Annotated in this window: 13 protein-coding genes; 8 read left to right on the top strand and 5 right to left on the bottom strand. The window is 71.3% G+C overall.

The features are described 5' to 3' along the window. Window positions 1-286 precede the first annotated feature (286 nt). Window positions 287-1,096, bottom strand: a complete 810-nt coding sequence (locus tag KK483_RS20305; RefSeq protein ID WP_262006628.1) for a hypothetical protein — start codon at window positions 1,094-1,096, stop codon at window positions 287-289. A 207-nt stretch (window positions 1,097-1,303) separates the two neighbouring features. On the opposite strand from KK483_RS20305, the gene KK483_RS20300 reads away from it, so the two are divergent. The 6 genes from KK483_RS20300 to cseC all read left to right on the top strand — a co-directional run bounded on the left by KK483_RS20300 (window position 1,304) and on the right by cseC (window position 6,754). Further along, window positions 1,304-2,029: a phosphatase PAP2 family protein gene (locus tag KK483_RS20300; protein ID WP_262006627.1), complete on the top strand. Its 726-nt coding sequence runs from the start codon at window positions 1,304-1,306 to the stop codon at window positions 2,027-2,029. A gap of 22 nt (window positions 2,030-2,051) precedes the next feature. Next, window positions 2,052-3,044: an A/G-specific adenine glycosylase gene (locus KK483_RS20295; protein ID WP_262006626.1), complete on the top strand. Its 993-nt coding sequence runs from the start codon at window positions 2,052-2,054 to the stop codon at window positions 3,042-3,044. A gap of 192 nt (window positions 3,045-3,236) precedes the next feature. Continuing rightward, the gene (locus KK483_RS20290; protein ID WP_262006625.1) at window positions 3,237-3,833 is read left to right on the top strand and encodes a SigE family RNA polymerase sigma factor; all 597 of its coding nucleotides are present in this window, start codon (window positions 3,237-3,239) and stop codon (window positions 3,831-3,833) included. Between the two features lie 59 nt (window positions 3,834-3,892). Beyond that, window positions 3,893-4,501, top strand: a complete 609-nt coding sequence (locus tag KK483_RS20285) for a hypothetical protein (protein WP_399014381.1) — start codon at window positions 3,893-3,895, stop codon at window positions 4,499-4,501. Between the two features lie 167 nt (window positions 4,502-4,668). Then, window positions 4,669-5,373 carry a two-component system response regulator CseB gene (gene cseB, locus KK483_RS20280; RefSeq protein ID WP_262006624.1) on the top strand — a complete coding sequence of 235 codons (705 nt, stop codon included), beginning with the start codon at window positions 4,669-4,671 and terminating at the stop codon, window positions 5,371-5,373. Window positions 5,374-5,413: 40 nt separating this feature from the next. Continuing rightward, the gene (gene cseC / locus KK483_RS20275; protein ID WP_262006623.1) at window positions 5,414-6,754 is read left to right on the top strand and encodes a two-component system sensor histidine kinase CseC; all 1,341 of its coding nucleotides are present in this window, start codon (window positions 5,414-5,416) and stop codon (window positions 6,752-6,754) included. Window positions 6,755-6,971: 217 nt separating this feature from the next. On the opposite strand, the gene KK483_RS20270 is transcribed toward cseC, so the two are convergent. From KK483_RS20270 to KK483_RS20260, 3 genes are all read right to left on the bottom strand, one after another. Continuing rightward, on the bottom strand, window positions 6,972-7,418 hold the full coding sequence (locus tag KK483_RS20270) for a VOC family protein (RefSeq protein WP_262006622.1): 447 nt from the start codon (window positions 7,416-7,418) through the stop codon (window positions 6,972-6,974). A gap of 58 nt (window positions 7,419-7,476) precedes the next feature. Beyond that, window positions 7,477-7,965 carry a helix-turn-helix transcriptional regulator gene (locus tag KK483_RS20265; RefSeq protein WP_262009616.1) on the bottom strand — a complete coding sequence of 163 codons (489 nt, stop codon included), beginning with the start codon at window positions 7,963-7,965 and terminating at the stop codon, window positions 7,477-7,479. A 155-nt stretch (window positions 7,966-8,120) separates the two neighbouring features. Next, window positions 8,121-9,737, bottom strand: coding sequence for an MDR family MFS transporter (locus KK483_RS20260; protein ID WP_262006621.1), 1,617 nt, complete (start codon window positions 9,735-9,737; stop codon window positions 8,121-8,123). 151 nt (window positions 9,738-9,888) lie between these two features. Between KK483_RS20260 and KK483_RS20255 the strand changes: the two genes are divergently transcribed. Continuing rightward, the gene (locus KK483_RS20255) at window positions 9,889-10,461 is read left to right on the top strand and encodes a TetR/AcrR family transcriptional regulator (RefSeq protein ID WP_262006620.1); all 573 of its coding nucleotides are present in this window, start codon (window positions 9,889-9,891) and stop codon (window positions 10,459-10,461) included. A gap of 47 nt (window positions 10,462-10,508) precedes the next feature. Here KK483_RS20255 and KK483_RS20250 read toward each other — a convergent pair whose 3' ends face one another. Beyond that, the gene (locus KK483_RS20250; RefSeq protein WP_262006619.1) at window positions 10,509-11,159 is read right to left on the bottom strand and encodes a M23 family metallopeptidase; all 651 of its coding nucleotides are present in this window, start codon (window positions 11,157-11,159) and stop codon (window positions 10,509-10,511) included. Window positions 11,160-11,637: 478 nt separating this feature from the next. On the opposite strand from KK483_RS20250, the gene KK483_RS20245 reads away from it, so the two are divergent. Continuing rightward, window positions 11,638-14,586 carry an NACHT domain-containing NTPase gene (locus KK483_RS20245; RefSeq protein WP_262006618.1) on the top strand — a complete coding sequence of 983 codons (2,949 nt, stop codon included), beginning with the start codon at window positions 11,638-11,640 and terminating at the stop codon, window positions 14,584-14,586. The last annotated feature ends 51 nt before the right edge of the window (window positions 14,587-14,637 follow it).

Below are 14,637 nucleotides of genomic sequence, written 5' to 3'. Positions count from 1 at the left end.
GTAGCCCTTCGGGCACGGGAGGTGCCCCCACGCTGCGTTGTCGGAGTCATCCGAGTACGTCCAGTACGAGGATGATCCTCCGCCTTGCGATTGCACGCACCGGACGCCGCGCACCCCGCCCTGCGGGCGGACGGCGCCATGTGTCAGACACGACCTAGGGCTTGGCGTCCGGATCAGCCCGGCACGATCCGCCGGGCGCCCTCCAGTCCTTGTCCTGGCTCTGGCCCTGGCCCTTGTCCTGGCTCTTGCCCTTGTCCGAGTTCTTGCCCTTGTCCGAGTTCTTGCCCTAGTCCTTGTCCAGGCGGAACGAGGCCGGTGTCGCCGTCGCGCCCGCGAAGCGGGCCTCCAGCAGGTACGTTCCGGCGAGGACCTGGCCGGCCGGGGGCGTGGCGCAGCGCGGGGCGCTGTGGCGACGGTCCCAGTCGACGATGTGGCTGACCGTCGAGTTCGCGGGCACCCGCAGGAGCAGACTGCCGCTGCCGCTCGGGCAGTCGGCCGACGACCAGACCTCGTCGTCCGTGGTGTCGCTGACGGTCAGCACCGCCGACTTGGGTCCGAAGTCCGCCTTGCAGGTGACATCGGAGGTGTTCTTCGCGACGAGCTGGAAGCGCGGCTTCTCGCCGGGGGCGTAGGCGACCTTGGCACTGGTCAGGGTCAACTGCAAGGTGCCGGGGGCGCAGTTCGGCAGCGGGGAACCGGCGGGGACCTGTGCGCCCGCGCTCGCGCCGCCGCCGTTGGCCGCGCCGATCGCGCCCGGGTCGCCGTTCTTGCCGGTGTCCGCACCGCCGTCCGTGCTGCCGGCGTCGCCGCCGCCGTCACCGCCGCCCGACCCGCCGCCGTCTCCCGACTCGTCGCGCCCGCCCGGCTGTTCGCTGATCGCCGGGCCCGACGGATCGTCCCCCGGCGTGATCGAGGGGGCGGGCTTGTCGTCGCCCGGCCTGCCGTCGTCGCCGGAGTTCCTCGTTCCGCCGCCACCGGAGGTGACGGCCCAGGCAACCAGCAGCGCGAGCAGCGCCAGCAGGGACAGGGCGATGGCCCTCCGTCGCCAGTAGATGGAGGAGGGAAGCGGCCCGACCGGATTGCGCAGAGATCCCACGTACCGAACTGTACGAGAGATCGGAGGCAACTCCCGCCCCACCCGCCGCCCATGATGCACGACTTTGTCGATCATCATCACACACTGTAAGCAGGCATGGCCCGAAAGTCGCATGGGCGGGGCGCGTTGACCTCCGCTTCCTGTCGGGGACACCCCGGCCGGCGGCGTCGAGCCGCTTCAACTCCCGTACGCGTACGGTCACTCCCCATGGAAAGCGATCTCCCGAGCGGCCTCTACCGCGACATCACCGGTTACGCCCACGCGACGCCTCCCTGGGCGCGGCAGCTCGCCGAACTCTGGACGGAGGCAGGGCTGCTGCTCTTCGGGGCGCTGTTCGTCGTCGCGTGGTGGCGGGCGCGGCACGGGGACGCGAGGGCGATGGCCGTGGCCGTCCTCGCTCCGCTCGCGACCGCGGTGGCCTATGTGTGCAGCGAGTCGCTGAAGTCCGTCGTGGACGAGGAGCGTCCGTGCCGCGCGGTCGCGGGGGCGGTCGCGTCGCTGGTGCCGTGTCCGCCCGTCGGCGACTGGTCGTTCCCCAGCAACCACGCCACGATCGCAGGCGCCGCGGCCGTCGCCCTCGTACTCGCGCTGCCCCGGCCGAAGCCGGGGCCAGGGGCTGAGACGGGGCCGGGGCCAGGGGCTGAAACGGGGCCGCGGCCGCGTCTCCGGCCACGCGCCCCGCTCACCGGTCTCGTCCTGGGACCGCTCGCACTGCTGATGGCGTTCTCACGGGTCTTCGTCGGGGTCCACTACCCGCACGACGTCGCCGTCGGCCTGCTGCTCGGTGCGGCCGTCGCCTTGGCCGTCGTACGCGGCGGGACACGCCCGGCCGCCTTGCTCGCCGCTGCCATGCGGACCAGCAGGTCGCCGGTCGTGCTCTGGCTCGCCGGGCCCGGTGCCGTCCCGGAGCATATGCCCGGCCCACGGCCCTGAGCATGCCAGGATCGGAAGTGCCATGACTGCGACCGAGATGACCTCCCCCGCCACGGACGTCCCCGCCGGCACCCCGGCCGACGTCCCTCCGGACGGACCCACCGCCGTCTCCCCGGACCATTCCGCCGACCTCACCGAGCGCCACCACGGCCTCCATGCCCCCGTCCTCGCCTGGTTCGACCAGCACGCCCGCGACCTGCCCTGGCGCCGTCCCGAGGCCGGCGCCTGGGGAGTGATGGTCAGTGAGTTCATGCTCCAGCAGACCCCTGTGAGCCGTGTGCTCCCCGTGTACGAGCAGTGGCTCGCCCGCTGGCCGCGCCCCGCCGACCTGGCCGCGGAGGCACCGGGCGAGGCCGTCCGCGCCTGGGGCCGGCTCGGCTACCCCCGCCGTGCGCTAAGGCTGCACGGTGCGGCGGTGGCGATAACGGAGCGGCACGGCGGCGACGTGCCGCGCGACCACGCACAGCTGCTCGCCCTGCCCGGGATCGGGGAGTACACGGCGGCCGCCGTGGCGTCGTTCGCCTACGGGCAGCGGCACCCGGTGCTGGACACGAACGTCCGCCGGGTGTTCGCCCGCGCCGCGACCGGTATCCAGTACCCGCCGAACGCCACCACGGCCGCCGAGCGCCGGCTGGCCCGCACCCTGCTGCCCGACGACGAGTCGACGGCGGCCCGCTGGGCGGCGGCCTCGATGGAGCTCGGCGCGCTCGTCTGCACGGCGCGCAACGAGGACTGCGGGCGCTGCCCGGTGGCCCGGCAGTGCGCCTGGCGGCTGGCCGGGAAGCCGGCGCACGACGGTCCGGCGCGGCGCGGCCAGACGTACGCGGGCACGGACCGCCAGGTGCGGGGCAAGCTGCTCGCGGTGCTGCGCGAGGCGGTCGGGCCGGTGCACCGGGCGGTCCTGGACCGGGTCTGGGACGAACCGGTCCAGCGGGCCCGCGCCCTGGACGGGCTGGTCTCGGACGGTTTGGTCGAGCCACTGGAGAATGATCGGTTCCGGCTGCCTCTCACCTGAGATTCCCCGGCCGAACCCCGGCATGTGCCGCTGTTACACAACCGATGGATGGCCGTGCGCCCTCCGACGGCTGCCTCGGACAGCCCCGTGACAACAGCTCCGTAGGTTCTCGTGATGTAAGGGAAACCACGAGGTCACACGGCAGCGCAGCGTTGTCACGGGGCTTGGTTACGGGGATGGAGGCGGTTCACGATGGCGCACGGCGAGGTGCTCGAATTCGAGGAGTACGTACGCACTCGGCAGGAGGCGCTGCTGCGTAGCGCCCGACGGCTCGTCCCCGACCCGGTGGAGGCCCAGGACCTGCTGCAGACGGCGCTGGTGCGGACGTACGGCCGCTGGGAGGGCATAGCCGACAAGTCGCTGGCCGACGCCTACCTCCGCCGTGTCATGATCAACACCCGGACCGAGTGGTGGCGGGCGCGCAAGCTCGAAGAGGTCCCGACCGAGCAGCTGCCGGACGCCAGCGTCGACGACGCCACCGAGCAGCACGCGGACCGGGCGCTGCTGATGGACGTCCTGAAGGTGCTCGCGCCCAAGCAGCGCAGCGTGGTCGTGCTGCGGCACTGGGAGCAGATGAGCACCGAGGAGACCGCCGCCGCGCTCGGTATGTCGACAGGTACGGTGAAGAGCACGCTGCACCGGGCGCTCGCCCGGCTCCGCCAGGAGCTGGAGAACCGCGAGCGCGAAGGCCGGGGGCTGGAGAGCCGCAGGCCGGTGGTCCCCGCGCAGCGTGGAGATCGTACGTACGCACGTCGTGAGGGACGGGGGCGGGAGCGTTGCGCGGCCTAGCCGGAGACGGCAGCAGCGCCAGAGGCGGCATCGGCCGATGGGCGGCGAGTGGCACGGCAGTGGCCGGGCTCGCCGCCTTCGGGCTGCTCGCGGCCGGCTGCTCGACCGGTGGCACGGGCGCCCGTGACGAGGGCCCCGCGCGGACCGATCCGGTGGCGCAGACCCCGTCGACCACCGGGCCCTCCACCACGGCCTCACCGGTGAAGAAGGTCGACGCGGTCCGGCTGGTCATGGCGGACCCCAAGGTCAGCGACCGGGTCAAGGCCGATCTGAAGCGCTGCGCAGGGGACGCGTACCCCATCGACACGTCGTACGGGAACCTCACCAGCAGCCCGGTCCCGGACGTCGTGGTGAATGTGCTGACGTGCGGAGACGCGGTGGGGGTCGGCACCTTCGTCTACCGCGAGGACGACGACAGCTACGAGAATGTGTTCGGCGCCGAGGAGCCGGCGGTCTACTCGACGATCGACCGCGGCGATCTGATCGTCACCAGGCAGGTGTACGCGAAGGGCGACCCGGTCTCCTACCCCTCCGGCGAGATCGTGGTCACGTACCGCTGGACCGGGAACAGGTTCGTCGAGCACGACCGGGTGGAGAACGAGTACAGCCGGTCGGTCGACGGCGGCATCGCGGAGGAGCCGGTGCCCTCCGCGGCGGGCACCAGCTGAGCGGCGCCCGGACACGCACAAGACCGACACCGACCCCGACCCCGACACCCCCGGACCGAGACCGAGACCGAGACCGAGACAACACCAAGACCAAGACCGACCGAGACCGACCGAGACCGACCGAGACCGACCGAGACAAGACCGAGAGAGCAGCGGAGCACAGCCGGATGGCCGAGACACATGTCCTGTTCGTGGAGGACGACGACGTCATCCGTGAGGCCACCCAGCTCGCTCTGGAGCGCGACGGCTTCACGGTGACCGCGATGCCGGACGGGCTGGCCGGACTGGAGGCATTCCGCGCCGACCGGCCCGACATCGCGCTGCTCGACGTGATGCTGCCGGGTCTCGACGGCGTCAGCCTGTGCCGGCGGATCCGGGACGAGTCGACCGTGCCCGTGATCATGCTGTCCGCCCGGGCGGACTCGATCGATGTCGTCCTGGGCCTGGAGGCGGGCGCCGACGACTACGTGACCAAGCCGTTCGACGGGGCCGTGCTCGTCGCACGGATCCGCGCGGTGCTGCGGCGCTTCGGACACGCGAGCGGCGCTTCGGGCGACTCCGGCGAGCCGGGGCAGCCGGGCGCGGGAGGGGTGCTGACCTTCGGCGACCTGGAGGTCGACACGGAGGGCATGGAGGTGCGCCGGGCCGGCGAGCCGGTCGGGCTGACGCCGACGGAGATGCGACTGCTGCTGGAGTTCTCGTCCGCGCCGGGCACGGTGCTGTCCCGGGACAAGCTGCTGGAGCGGGTCTGGGACTACGGCTGGGGCGGCGACACCCGCGTCGTCGACGTCCATGTGCAGCGGCTCCGCACGAAGATCGGCCAGGACCGGATCGAAACGGTCCGCGGCTTCGGCTACAAGCTCAAGGCATGAGGCGCCGCGCGCCCCGCCCCGGAACGGGACAGGATCCGGCATGAAGCGTCTCGCCCTGCGCACGGGCGTCCGGTGGAAGATCAGCGTCGCGATCGCCGGCGTCGGTGCGCTGATCGCGGTCGCCCTGAGCCTGGTCGTCCACAACTCGGCGCGGGTCTCGATGCTCGACAGCGCGCGCGATCTCCAGATGAACCGGTTGCTCTTCGCCCAGCGCATCTACGAGACCACCAAGCCCAAGACCGAGCCCAAGTTCGGCACCAAGCTCAACGACCCCGCGCTCCCGCGCGAACTGCGCTACCTGCTCGAGGACGGCCGCCAGGCGACCTACGTGCAGGAGCACCACAGCGGCGCCCCGGACATCTGGGCGGCCGTGCCGCTCGGCAACGGGGACGTCCTGTCCCTGCACAACCGGATCGCCGACCGCAGTGCGACGATCATGAAGGACCTCGACCGTGCCCTGATCATCGGCTCGGTGTCGGTGGTCTTCGCCGGCTCCGCGCTCGGTGTGCTGATCGGCGGCCAGCTCTCCCGCCGGCTGCGCAAGGCCGCGGCCGCCGCCGGCAAGGTCGCACAGGGCAACACGGAGGTGCGGGTCCGCAAGGCCGTCGGCGGAGTCGTCCGCGACGAGACCGACGAGCTGGCGCGCGCCGTCGACCACCTGACCGACGCGCTCAACGCGCGCATCGAGGCGGAGCGGCGCGTCACCGCCGACATCGCCCACGAGCTGCGCACACCGGTGACCGGCCTGCTCACGGCGGCCGAGCTGCTGCCCCCGGGCCGCCCCACCGAGCTCGTACGGGACCGGGCCCAGGCCATGCGCACCCTCGTCGAGGACGTGCTGGAGGTCGCCCGGCTCGACAGCGCCTCGGAGCGGGCCGAGCTCCAGGAGATAGCACTGGGCGAGTTCGTCGGCAGGCGCGTCTCCGTGCTGGACCCGGACGCGATCGTGCGGGTCGTGCACGAGTCCTGGGTCAACACCGATCCGCGCCGGCTCGAACGGATCCTCGGCAATCTCCTGGCGAACGCCGCCAAGCACGGCAGAACGCCGGTCGAGGTCACCATCGAGGGCCGGGTCGTGCGGGTGCGCGACCACGGCCCCGGCTTTCCCGAGGCGCTGCTGCACGAGGGCCCGAGCCGGTTCCGCACCGGCACGAGCGACCGCGCCGGTCAGGGCCACGGGCTGGGCCTGACGATCGCGGCCGGCCAGGCCCGGGTCCTCGGCGCCCGGCTCACGTTCCGCAATGCGAACCCCGAGGGCGCGAACCCCGAGGGCGCGGCGGCACAGGGCAGCGGCTCCGGTGGCGCGATCGCCGTGCTCTGGCTCCCGGAGCACGCCCCGACGAGCACCGGCAGCTTCCCGATGCCGCGGCTCGCGGACTGACCCCCGACTAGGTCGTGTCTGACACATGGCGCCGTCCGCCCGCAGGGCGGGGTGCGCGGCGTCCGGTGCGTGCAATCGCACGGCGGAGGATCATCCTCGTACTGGACGTACTCGGATGACTCCGACAACGCAGCGTGGGGGCACCTCCCGTGCCCGAAGGGCTACGGGGGAGTGCGTGCCGGACGCCGCGCACCAGGCGGGATTTGTCAGACACGGCCTAGCAGGCCCAGTCCTTGTCCAGGTCCAGGCCCCCCTCACGGCGCTGCGTGAACGAGAACCAGTTGCCGGAGTCGTCCCGGAAGATCGCCTCCGTGCCGTACGGACGCTCCTGCGGCTCCTGAAGGAACTCCACGCCCTTCTCCTTCAGCCTGGCGTAGTCACCGTGGATGTCGTCCGTGGTCAGGACCCCCGCGCCGAGGATGCCCTTCGCGACCAGCCTCTTGATCGCCTCCGCCGACTCGGGATCCATGACCGGCACGCCGGGGACCATCAGGGTCAGCTCGACGTCCGGCTGGTCCTTCGCTCCGACGGTGAGCCAGCGCATACCGCCCTCGCCCATCGTCATGTCGTTGCGCACCTCGAGGCCGAGCTTCTCGGTGTAGAACTCCTTGGCCCGGTCCTGGTCGAGGACCCAGACGGTGGAAATGGCGAGTCCCTTGATCATTTCGTGCTCCTGGTCGACGCTCGTCGTGCTTGCCCTGTCACCGTAGGCGGCGGCTCGGTCAGCCGGCTTCTTCAGAATTGCGGTCCTCGGAACTGCGGTTCCCGGAACTGCGCTCCTCGGGCTCACGGACCACGGGCTCACGGGCCATGGGCCCACTGGCCGTGGGGTGGTCGCCGGGCCTGGGCTCCTCCGACCTGCGCCTCGGGAAGGCGCCCGCCCAGAGCAGTGCGTAACACCCGGGTATGAGCGCGGCGCCGCGCCCCACGTGCTTCGTCCGGTACGCGCTCGGGGTAAGACCGGTCTGCTTCTTGAACCGGGTCGAGAAGGTGCCGAGGCTGCTGAAGCCGACCAGCGAGCAGATCTCGGTGACCGAGAGGTCCGCGGAGCGCAGGAGCTCCTCGGCCCGCTCTATCCGTCTGCGCGACAGATACTGCCCGGGCGTCTCGCCGTAGACCGTCTTGAAGGCGCGGACGAAGTGGAAGCGCGAGTATCCGGCGTGGGCGGCGACGGCGTCGAGGTCGAGCGGCTCGGCCCAGTCGCGGTCCATGGCGTCCTTGGCGAGGCGCAGCTGCCGCAGATGGGCAAGGGGCGCCGTCGGCGGGGTGGCCCTTCCCCCGTGCTTCTCCACACACACGATGCTGGCACGGCCCACTGACAACGGCCCCCGGCGCGTGTGCGCCGGGGGCCGCTCGGACAGGTTCCTCAGACGGCTTCCGCGAGCTTCTCCGAGCCCTGCTGGGCCGCCGGCTCCGGCTTCACCGGGCCCGCGCCCTTCAGCGGCACCTCCTTGACGAAGAAGGCCGCCACGAAGCCGAGGACCGCGACCGCCGAACCGAGGAGGAACGCGGCGTGGGTGCCCGACGCCACCGCGAACTGGTACGCCTCACGCACCTGCTCGGGAAGCTTCGCCAGGCTCGCCGCGTCCAGCTGCGCGGACTGCTGGGTGATCGCGGAGCCGCCCCGTGCCGCCATCTCGTCCTCCACCCGCCCGGTGAAGAGCGCGCCCATGATCGCGACGCCGAAGGAGGAACCGAGCGTACGGAAGAGGGTGGTGGACGAGGAGGCCACGCCCATGTCCTTCAGTTCGACGCTGTTCTGCGCGACGAGCATCGTGATCTGCATCAGGAAGCCCATGCCGGCGCCGAGCACGGCCATGTACAGCCCGGAGGTGAGCCGGGACGTGCCGGTGTCCATCTGCGCGAGCAGGAAGAGCCCCGCGGTCATCAGCCCGCCGCCGATGATGGGGAAGATCTTGTACTTGCCGGTATTGGTGGTGGTCCGGCCCGCGATCAGCGAGACGGCCATCATCGACAGCAGCATCGGCAGGAGCAGCAGCCCGGAGTTGGTGGCCGAGGCGCCCTGCACCGACTGCTGGAAGAGCGGCAGGAAGAGCACCGCGCCGAACATCACGAAGCCGACGAGGAAGCCGATCACCGACATCAGCGTGAAGTTGCGGCTGCGGAATATGTGCAGCGGAATCATCGGGTCCGCGGCCCTGGTCTCGACGAAGACGAAGCCGACGAGCGAGACGACACCGATGGCGATGAGCTCCATGATGACGGCGGAGTCCCAGGCGTACTCCGTGCCGCCCCAGGTGGTGACCAGCACGATCGCCGTGATGCCGACCGTGAGCAGCGCGGCGCCCAGGTAGTCGATGCGCCCCTTGGCCGCGCCGCGCTCCGCCCGGTCCCGCTTCGGCAGGTGCAGGACGATGGTGAGCATGACGAGCGCGAAGGCGCCGAGCGGCAGGTTGATGTAGAAGCTCCAGCGCCAGCCCCAGTGGTCGGTGATGGTGCCGCCGACCAGCGGTCCGCCGATCATGGCGAGGGCCATCACGCCGGCCATCATGCCCTGGTACTTGCCGCGCTCCCTGGGCGGTATCAGGTCGCCGATGATCGCCATGACGCCGACCATCAGTCCACCGGCACCCAGGCCCTGGACCGCGCGGAAGCCGATCAGCTGGCCCATGTCCTGGGCCATTCCGCTCAGTGCCGAGCCGATCAGGAAGATCACGATCGAGGTGAGGAAGACGCCCTTGCGGCCGTACATGTCGCCGAGCTTGCCCCAGATCGGGGTGGAGGCGGCGGTGGCGAGGGTGTACGCGGTGACGACCCAGGACAGGTGCGCGAGGCCGCCGAGCTCGCCGACGATCGTCGGCATCGCGGTGCCGATGATCATGTTGTCGAGCATGGCGAGCAGCATCGCGATCATCAGCGCGAGCAGGACGACGCGGACGCTGCGCGGCTGCGGAGCTCCGTCAGGAGTGCCGTCCCCCGCCTTCTCGGGTACCGCCTTCTCCGGCACTTCCTGTCTTGCCATCGGTTCCACTCCCCTGAGCACTTACTTGCCGCCCGGCTAGTTCACTAGACTGAGGGACAGTAGACCCGAAACTAGCCGGGCGTCAAGTAAGTTCATGACCACGTCCATGTACGTTCATGGCTACGTCCACGCCGCCCCCAGGAGAGCCCCCATGGCACGAGGCAACACTCGCCAGCGCATTCAGGACGTCGCCTTGGAGCTCTTCGCCGAGCAGGGCTACGAGAAGACCTCGCTGCGCGAGATCGCCGAGCGGCTGGACGTCACCAAGGCGGCGCTGTACTACCACTTCAAGACCAAGGAAGACATCATCGTCAGCCTCTTCGAGGACCTGACGCAGCCGATCGACCGGCTGATCACCTGGGCCGAGGGGCAGCCGCGCACCCTGGAGACGAAGAAGGAGGTCCTGCGCCGCTACCAGGCGGCACTGATCGACGCGGAGCCGCTCTTCCGGTTCATGCAGGAGAACCAGGCCACCGTGCGCGAGCTGAGCATCGGGCTGACCTTCAAGGAGCGCCTGCTCACCCTGGTCGGGCTGGTCCAGGAGCCGGACCTCACGATGACCGACCGCGTCCGCTGCATCAGCGCGCTGTTCACGATGCACGCGGGGATGTTCTTCATGCAGAACGTCGAAGGCGACCCCGAGGAGAAGCACGAAGCTCTCCTCGAAGTCGCCGTCGATCTGGTGACCCAGGCCCAGCAGGGGACCGGCAGCTCACCGAAGTGACCGCATCGCGGCGGTCACCGCAGTGATCACACCGCAGGCAGCCGGGGTCAGATGAAGACGCCCTGGGCGCGCAGGAAGGTGGCCGGGTTCAGGGCCGAGCCGTAGTTCGGGGTCGTACGGACCTCGAAGTGCAGGTGGGGGCCGGACGAGTTACCGGTGTTGCCCGAGAGGGCGATGGCGCTGCCGGCGTGCACGGACTGACCTATGCGCACGTTGATCTTCGACAGGTGGGCGTACTGCGTGTAGCGGCCGTTGCCGTGCTTGATCACGATGGCGTTGCCGTACGCGGGACCGTCGCCGCCGCCGTTGGGGCCGGCCTTCACGACGACGCCGGTGCTGGCGGCCTTGACCGGGGTACCGACCGGAACGGCGAAGTCCTGGCCGGAGTGCTTGTGGGACCACATCGCGCCGCCCTGGTTGAAGCTGGCGCTCAGGGTGTAGTGGCCGACGGGCTTGACCCAGGAACCGGCCTTCTTCGCGGCGACGGGCTTGACGGCGACGTGGGCCTGCGCGGCCGCCTTCGCCTGAGCCTTGGCCTGCTGGGCCACGGCGGCGGCGGGAGAGGCCTTCACCGCATCGGCGGTGGCGACACCGGCACCGGCTCCGACGACCATCACGGCGCCGAGTCCGGCAGCCACGACGGCGCCACGGGTACGGAGCACGGACGGGCGGAGCTGGTTGATGTTGCGCTTCGACATGCGGGAGAACCTCCGGGCTGATCGGGCAAGTCGCTGCCCGGCGCATCAGCACCGGGCCAACACCTTGGTAACCCGGACCCCCAAGCCATCTCAAACACCCCATCTACGACATCTCGTCGTAGCCGGGGCCGTGTGAGCCGGACCCTTGACGCCGTCGGAACCCCTCTCACGCGCTGTCCGAAATCTACGGACGAAGACCCGTTTAACCGCATGTAGAGGCAATGCGGGCTGGATGCCCGCATTGCCGGTCCCGCGCCTCCCCCGCCCCCGGGCCGAAAGTCCCTCTCCCGGCCCCCGAAAGCCCCGGAGCGCCCCCGGAAACCCCCACTAAGGTGCCTAGTAGGCTCGGAACGGCCTGTGCGCCTTGTCACGACCGCGGCCGCCGCGGTGCGTTGTGGGTCACACCAAAAACGCCGATTTTCCGGGGGAAAAGCACCCTCTGGAGGTCGGGGAAATCGAGGATCCGGGGGGATCGCACATGGAGCCCGCACTCATCGGCGTCCGACTGGCCTCGGCCGCCGTCACACCGCTCCTGAAGCGGCTCCTCGTGCACGAAGGGAGCGGGGCGGGGCTGACCGACAAGCCCGTGCGGCTCGCCGGGCTCGTCTCGTTCCGCGGCGAGAAGCGGACCCTCACCGACAAGGACGTACGCAGGCTCGCCTCCACCCTGGTCCAGCAGTCCCAGTCCGGACCGGGCGAGCCGCCGTTCCCGCCCGAGGAGGGCGAGGCCGTCGCCGACGCCCTCGCCCGCACCCTGCTCGCCCTCGGCGACCTGGAGATGGACGACGTCCAGGCGGTGCGCCACGGCCACCGCGAGCTGGCCCGGCTGCTGCGGACCTCGGCGGAGGCCCGGCGCGCCGCCGAAGGGCTCTCGGCGGACGCCACGCTGTACCTGGACTCGGTCACCGAGTGGGCCTGCCTCCACATCCTGCAGTTCTTCACCCAGCGCTCCTCCTTCGTCGCCCGGACGCTGGTCGAGCAGAGCCGCACCCAGGCCGAGCTGCTCGCCAGGCTCGACGAGCTGATCGTGCGCCTGCCCCGCGCCGACGCCCGCGACGCGGCCTTCGAGCACCGCTACCTGGCGTACGTCGCGAAGAAGCACGGCGGCCTGACCATCTACGGCATCGACCTGCACCACTCGCCGGACGCCTGGCCGCTGGACGTGGCGTATCTGAGCCTGGAGGCGTCCGCGGCGGACGAACCAGGCGTACGGGCCGCGCTCCGCGACCCCGGCAGCGCGCTCCGCGACCCCGGGAGCGCCGACGGGCTGCGCGGCTCCCTGGACACCGTGCTGCGCGAGCACCGCACCCCGGTCCGCGCGGACGAGGCCCTCGCCCAGCACGACAAGGTCCTGCTCCGCGGGGTCGCCGGCTCCGGGAAGACCACGCTCGTGCAGTGGCTCGCCATCTCCACCGCCGGCCGCGACCACGACGAGCGGATGGCCTACCTCCGCGACCGTGTCCCCTTCGTCCTGCCCCTGCGCACCCTCACCCGGCACGGCGAGCGGCTGCCCCCGCCCGACCGCTTCCTCGCCGCCGCCGGGTGTCCGCTCACCCCGCCCGACGGCTGGGCCGACCGGGTTCTGTCCGGGGGCCGCGCCCTGGTCCTGATCGACGGCATCGACGAGATCCCCGAGGCCGAGCGCGAGCGCACCCGTCGCTGGCTGCGCGACCTGCTCGCGACGTACGACGCCGGGAACCGCTGGCTCGTCACCTCCCGCCCCTCGGCCGTACGAGACGACTGGCTCGCCACCGACGGCTTCACCGAGCTGACCCTCTCCCCCATGAGCCGTACGGAGGTGACGTCCTTCGTCCGGCGCTGGCACCGCGCCGCGGGCCCGGACGCGGCGTCGTACGAGCAGCCGCTCCTCGACGCCCTCCGCACCAAGCGCGACCTCGCCCTGCTGGCCACCAACCCGCTGATGTGCGGTCTCGTCTGCGCCCTGCACCGCGACCGCCGCGGCTTTCTGCCCCGCGGCCGCAAGGCGCTGTACGAGGCCGCGCTGTCGATGCTGCTCGACCGACGCGACCGCGAGCGGGACATGGGGACCCCGTCCGGGGTCGACATCCCCGAGGCCCCGCAGATCCAGCTCGTCCAGCGCCTCGCCTACTGGCTCACCCTCAACGGCCGCACGGAGATGGACCGTTCGCGGGCGGAGTCCCTCGTCACCGGCGCGATCCCCGCCGTGCCCGAAGCCGCGGCCGCCGGTGACCCACAGGCGGTCTTCGCCCACCTCCTCCACCGCAGCGGCCTGCTGCGCGAACCCTCCCCCGGCGCCGTCGACTTCGTCCACCGCACCTTCCAGGACTACCTCGCCGCGAAGGCCATCGTCGACGAGTGGCACATCGGCGTCCTGACCCGGCACGCGGCGGACGACCAGTGGGAGGACGTCATCCGCATGGCGGTCGCCCACGCGCGGCCCCGCGAATGCGCCGAGATCTTCCGCGAGTTGCTGGCCGTGGCGGACGCGGCGCAGGACCGCGCCACCCAGCTGCGGACCCTGGTGGTCGCGGCGGCGGCGATGGAGCAGGCGACCGAGATCTCACCGGAGATCCGCGAGGCGCTGCTCGCCCGTACGGCGCGGGTCATTCCGCCCCGCACCCTGGAGGAGGCGCGCGAGCTGGCCACGGCCGGCCCGCTCGTCCTGGACCTGCTGCCGGGCCCCAGCGACGTGGCCGACGACGAGGCCGCCCGTACGACCGTCGTCACCGCTTCGCGCATCGCCTCGGACGCGGCGATCCCCTTCCTCGCGCGGTACGCCACGCACCCGTCGCTGCTGGTCCGCTCGCAGCTCGTCTGGGCCTGGGACCGTTACGACACCGAGCAGTACGCCGCCGAGGTCATCGCCGTCACCGACCCCACCGGCCTGCAGTACTCGGTCCGCAGCGCCGAGCACGCGGACTTCCTCAGCGCCCTGGGCGGCAGCCGCGGACTGCACTTCCAGGGTGAGCTTCCGGAGGACGTCATCGCCAGGACGGTCCGCGCCTGCTCACCACCCGTCGTGCGCATCTCCAAGAACAACGGGCTGGAGAGCCTCGCCTGCCTCCAGGCCGCGGGCACCATTCACTCCCTGGAAGTCAACCGCTGCCCGAGCCTGACGGACCTCTCGCTGCCGGCCGGCGTCACCGCCACCGAGGTCGTCCTGGACGACTTCCAGCTCGCACGCACCGAAACCGCCCCGCCGACCGGGAACCTGTTCCTCGAAATGCGGGACCCCGGGTCGTCGTCACTCGACAGGGTCCCCCGTCTCTTCCCTGACCTCGTCGAGATCGTCGTCTCCCACCGCTTCCACCAGAACCCGGTCGATCTGGCGCCGCTGCACGCCCTGGAGCGGCTGGAGGTCGTGTACGTGCACGACATCCGCGGCACGGTGTCGGGCAGAAACGGATTTCCGCCGCGGGTCCGGGTGCTCAGCCTGGCGCAGTAGGCGCAGACGCACGAAAGGGGCTGCCCCGGACCCTCATGGGATCCGGGGCAG

Origin of the sequence: Streptomyces sp. FIT100, assembly GCF_024584805.1 — a bacterium.
Lineage (GTDB): Bacteria > Actinomycetota > Actinomycetes > Streptomycetales > Streptomycetaceae > Streptomyces.
This window is presented reverse-complemented; position numbering and strand designations above follow the sequence as displayed.

What these genes read in the sequence shown, in the direction of transcription:
- KK483_RS20300 (WP_262006627.1), top strand. Translation starts at nt 1,304, where the DNA reads ATGGAAAGCGATCTCCCGAGCGGCCTCTACCGCGACATCACCGGTTAC.
- KK483_RS20295 (WP_262006626.1), top strand. Translation starts at nt 2,052, where the DNA reads ATGACTGCGACCGAGATGACCTCCCCCGCCACGGACGTCCCCGCCGGC.
- KK483_RS20290 (WP_262006625.1), top strand. Translation starts at nt 3,237, where the DNA reads ATGGCGCACGGCGAGGTGCTCGAATTCGAGGAGTACGTACGCACTCGG.
- cseB (WP_262006624.1), top strand. Translation starts at nt 4,669, where the DNA reads ATGGCCGAGACACATGTCCTGTTCGTGGAGGACGACGACGTCATCCGT.
- cseC (WP_262006623.1), top strand. Translation starts at nt 5,414, where the DNA reads ATGAAGCGTCTCGCCCTGCGCACGGGCGTCCGGTGGAAGATCAGCGTC.
- KK483_RS20270 (WP_262006622.1), bottom strand. Translation starts at nt 7,418, where the DNA reads ATGATCAAGGGACTCGCCATTTCCACCGTCTGGGTCCTCGACCAGGAC.
- KK483_RS20265 (WP_262009616.1), bottom strand. Translation starts at nt 7,965, where the DNA reads ATGGACCGCGACTGGGCCGAGCCGCTCGACCTCGACGCCGTCGCCGCC.
- KK483_RS20260 (WP_262006621.1), bottom strand. Translation starts at nt 9,737, where the DNA reads ATGGCAAGACAGGAAGTGCCGGAGAAGGCGGTACCCGAGAAGGCGGGG.
- KK483_RS20255 (WP_262006620.1), top strand. Translation starts at nt 9,889, where the DNA reads ATGGCACGAGGCAACACTCGCCAGCGCATTCAGGACGTCGCCTTGGAG.
- KK483_RS20250 (WP_262006619.1), bottom strand. Translation starts at nt 11,159, where the DNA reads ATGTCGAAGCGCAACATCAACCAGCTCCGCCCGTCCGTGCTCCGTACC.
- KK483_RS20245 (WP_262006618.1), top strand. Translation starts at nt 11,638, where the DNA reads ATGGAGCCCGCACTCATCGGCGTCCGACTGGCCTCGGCCGCCGTCACA.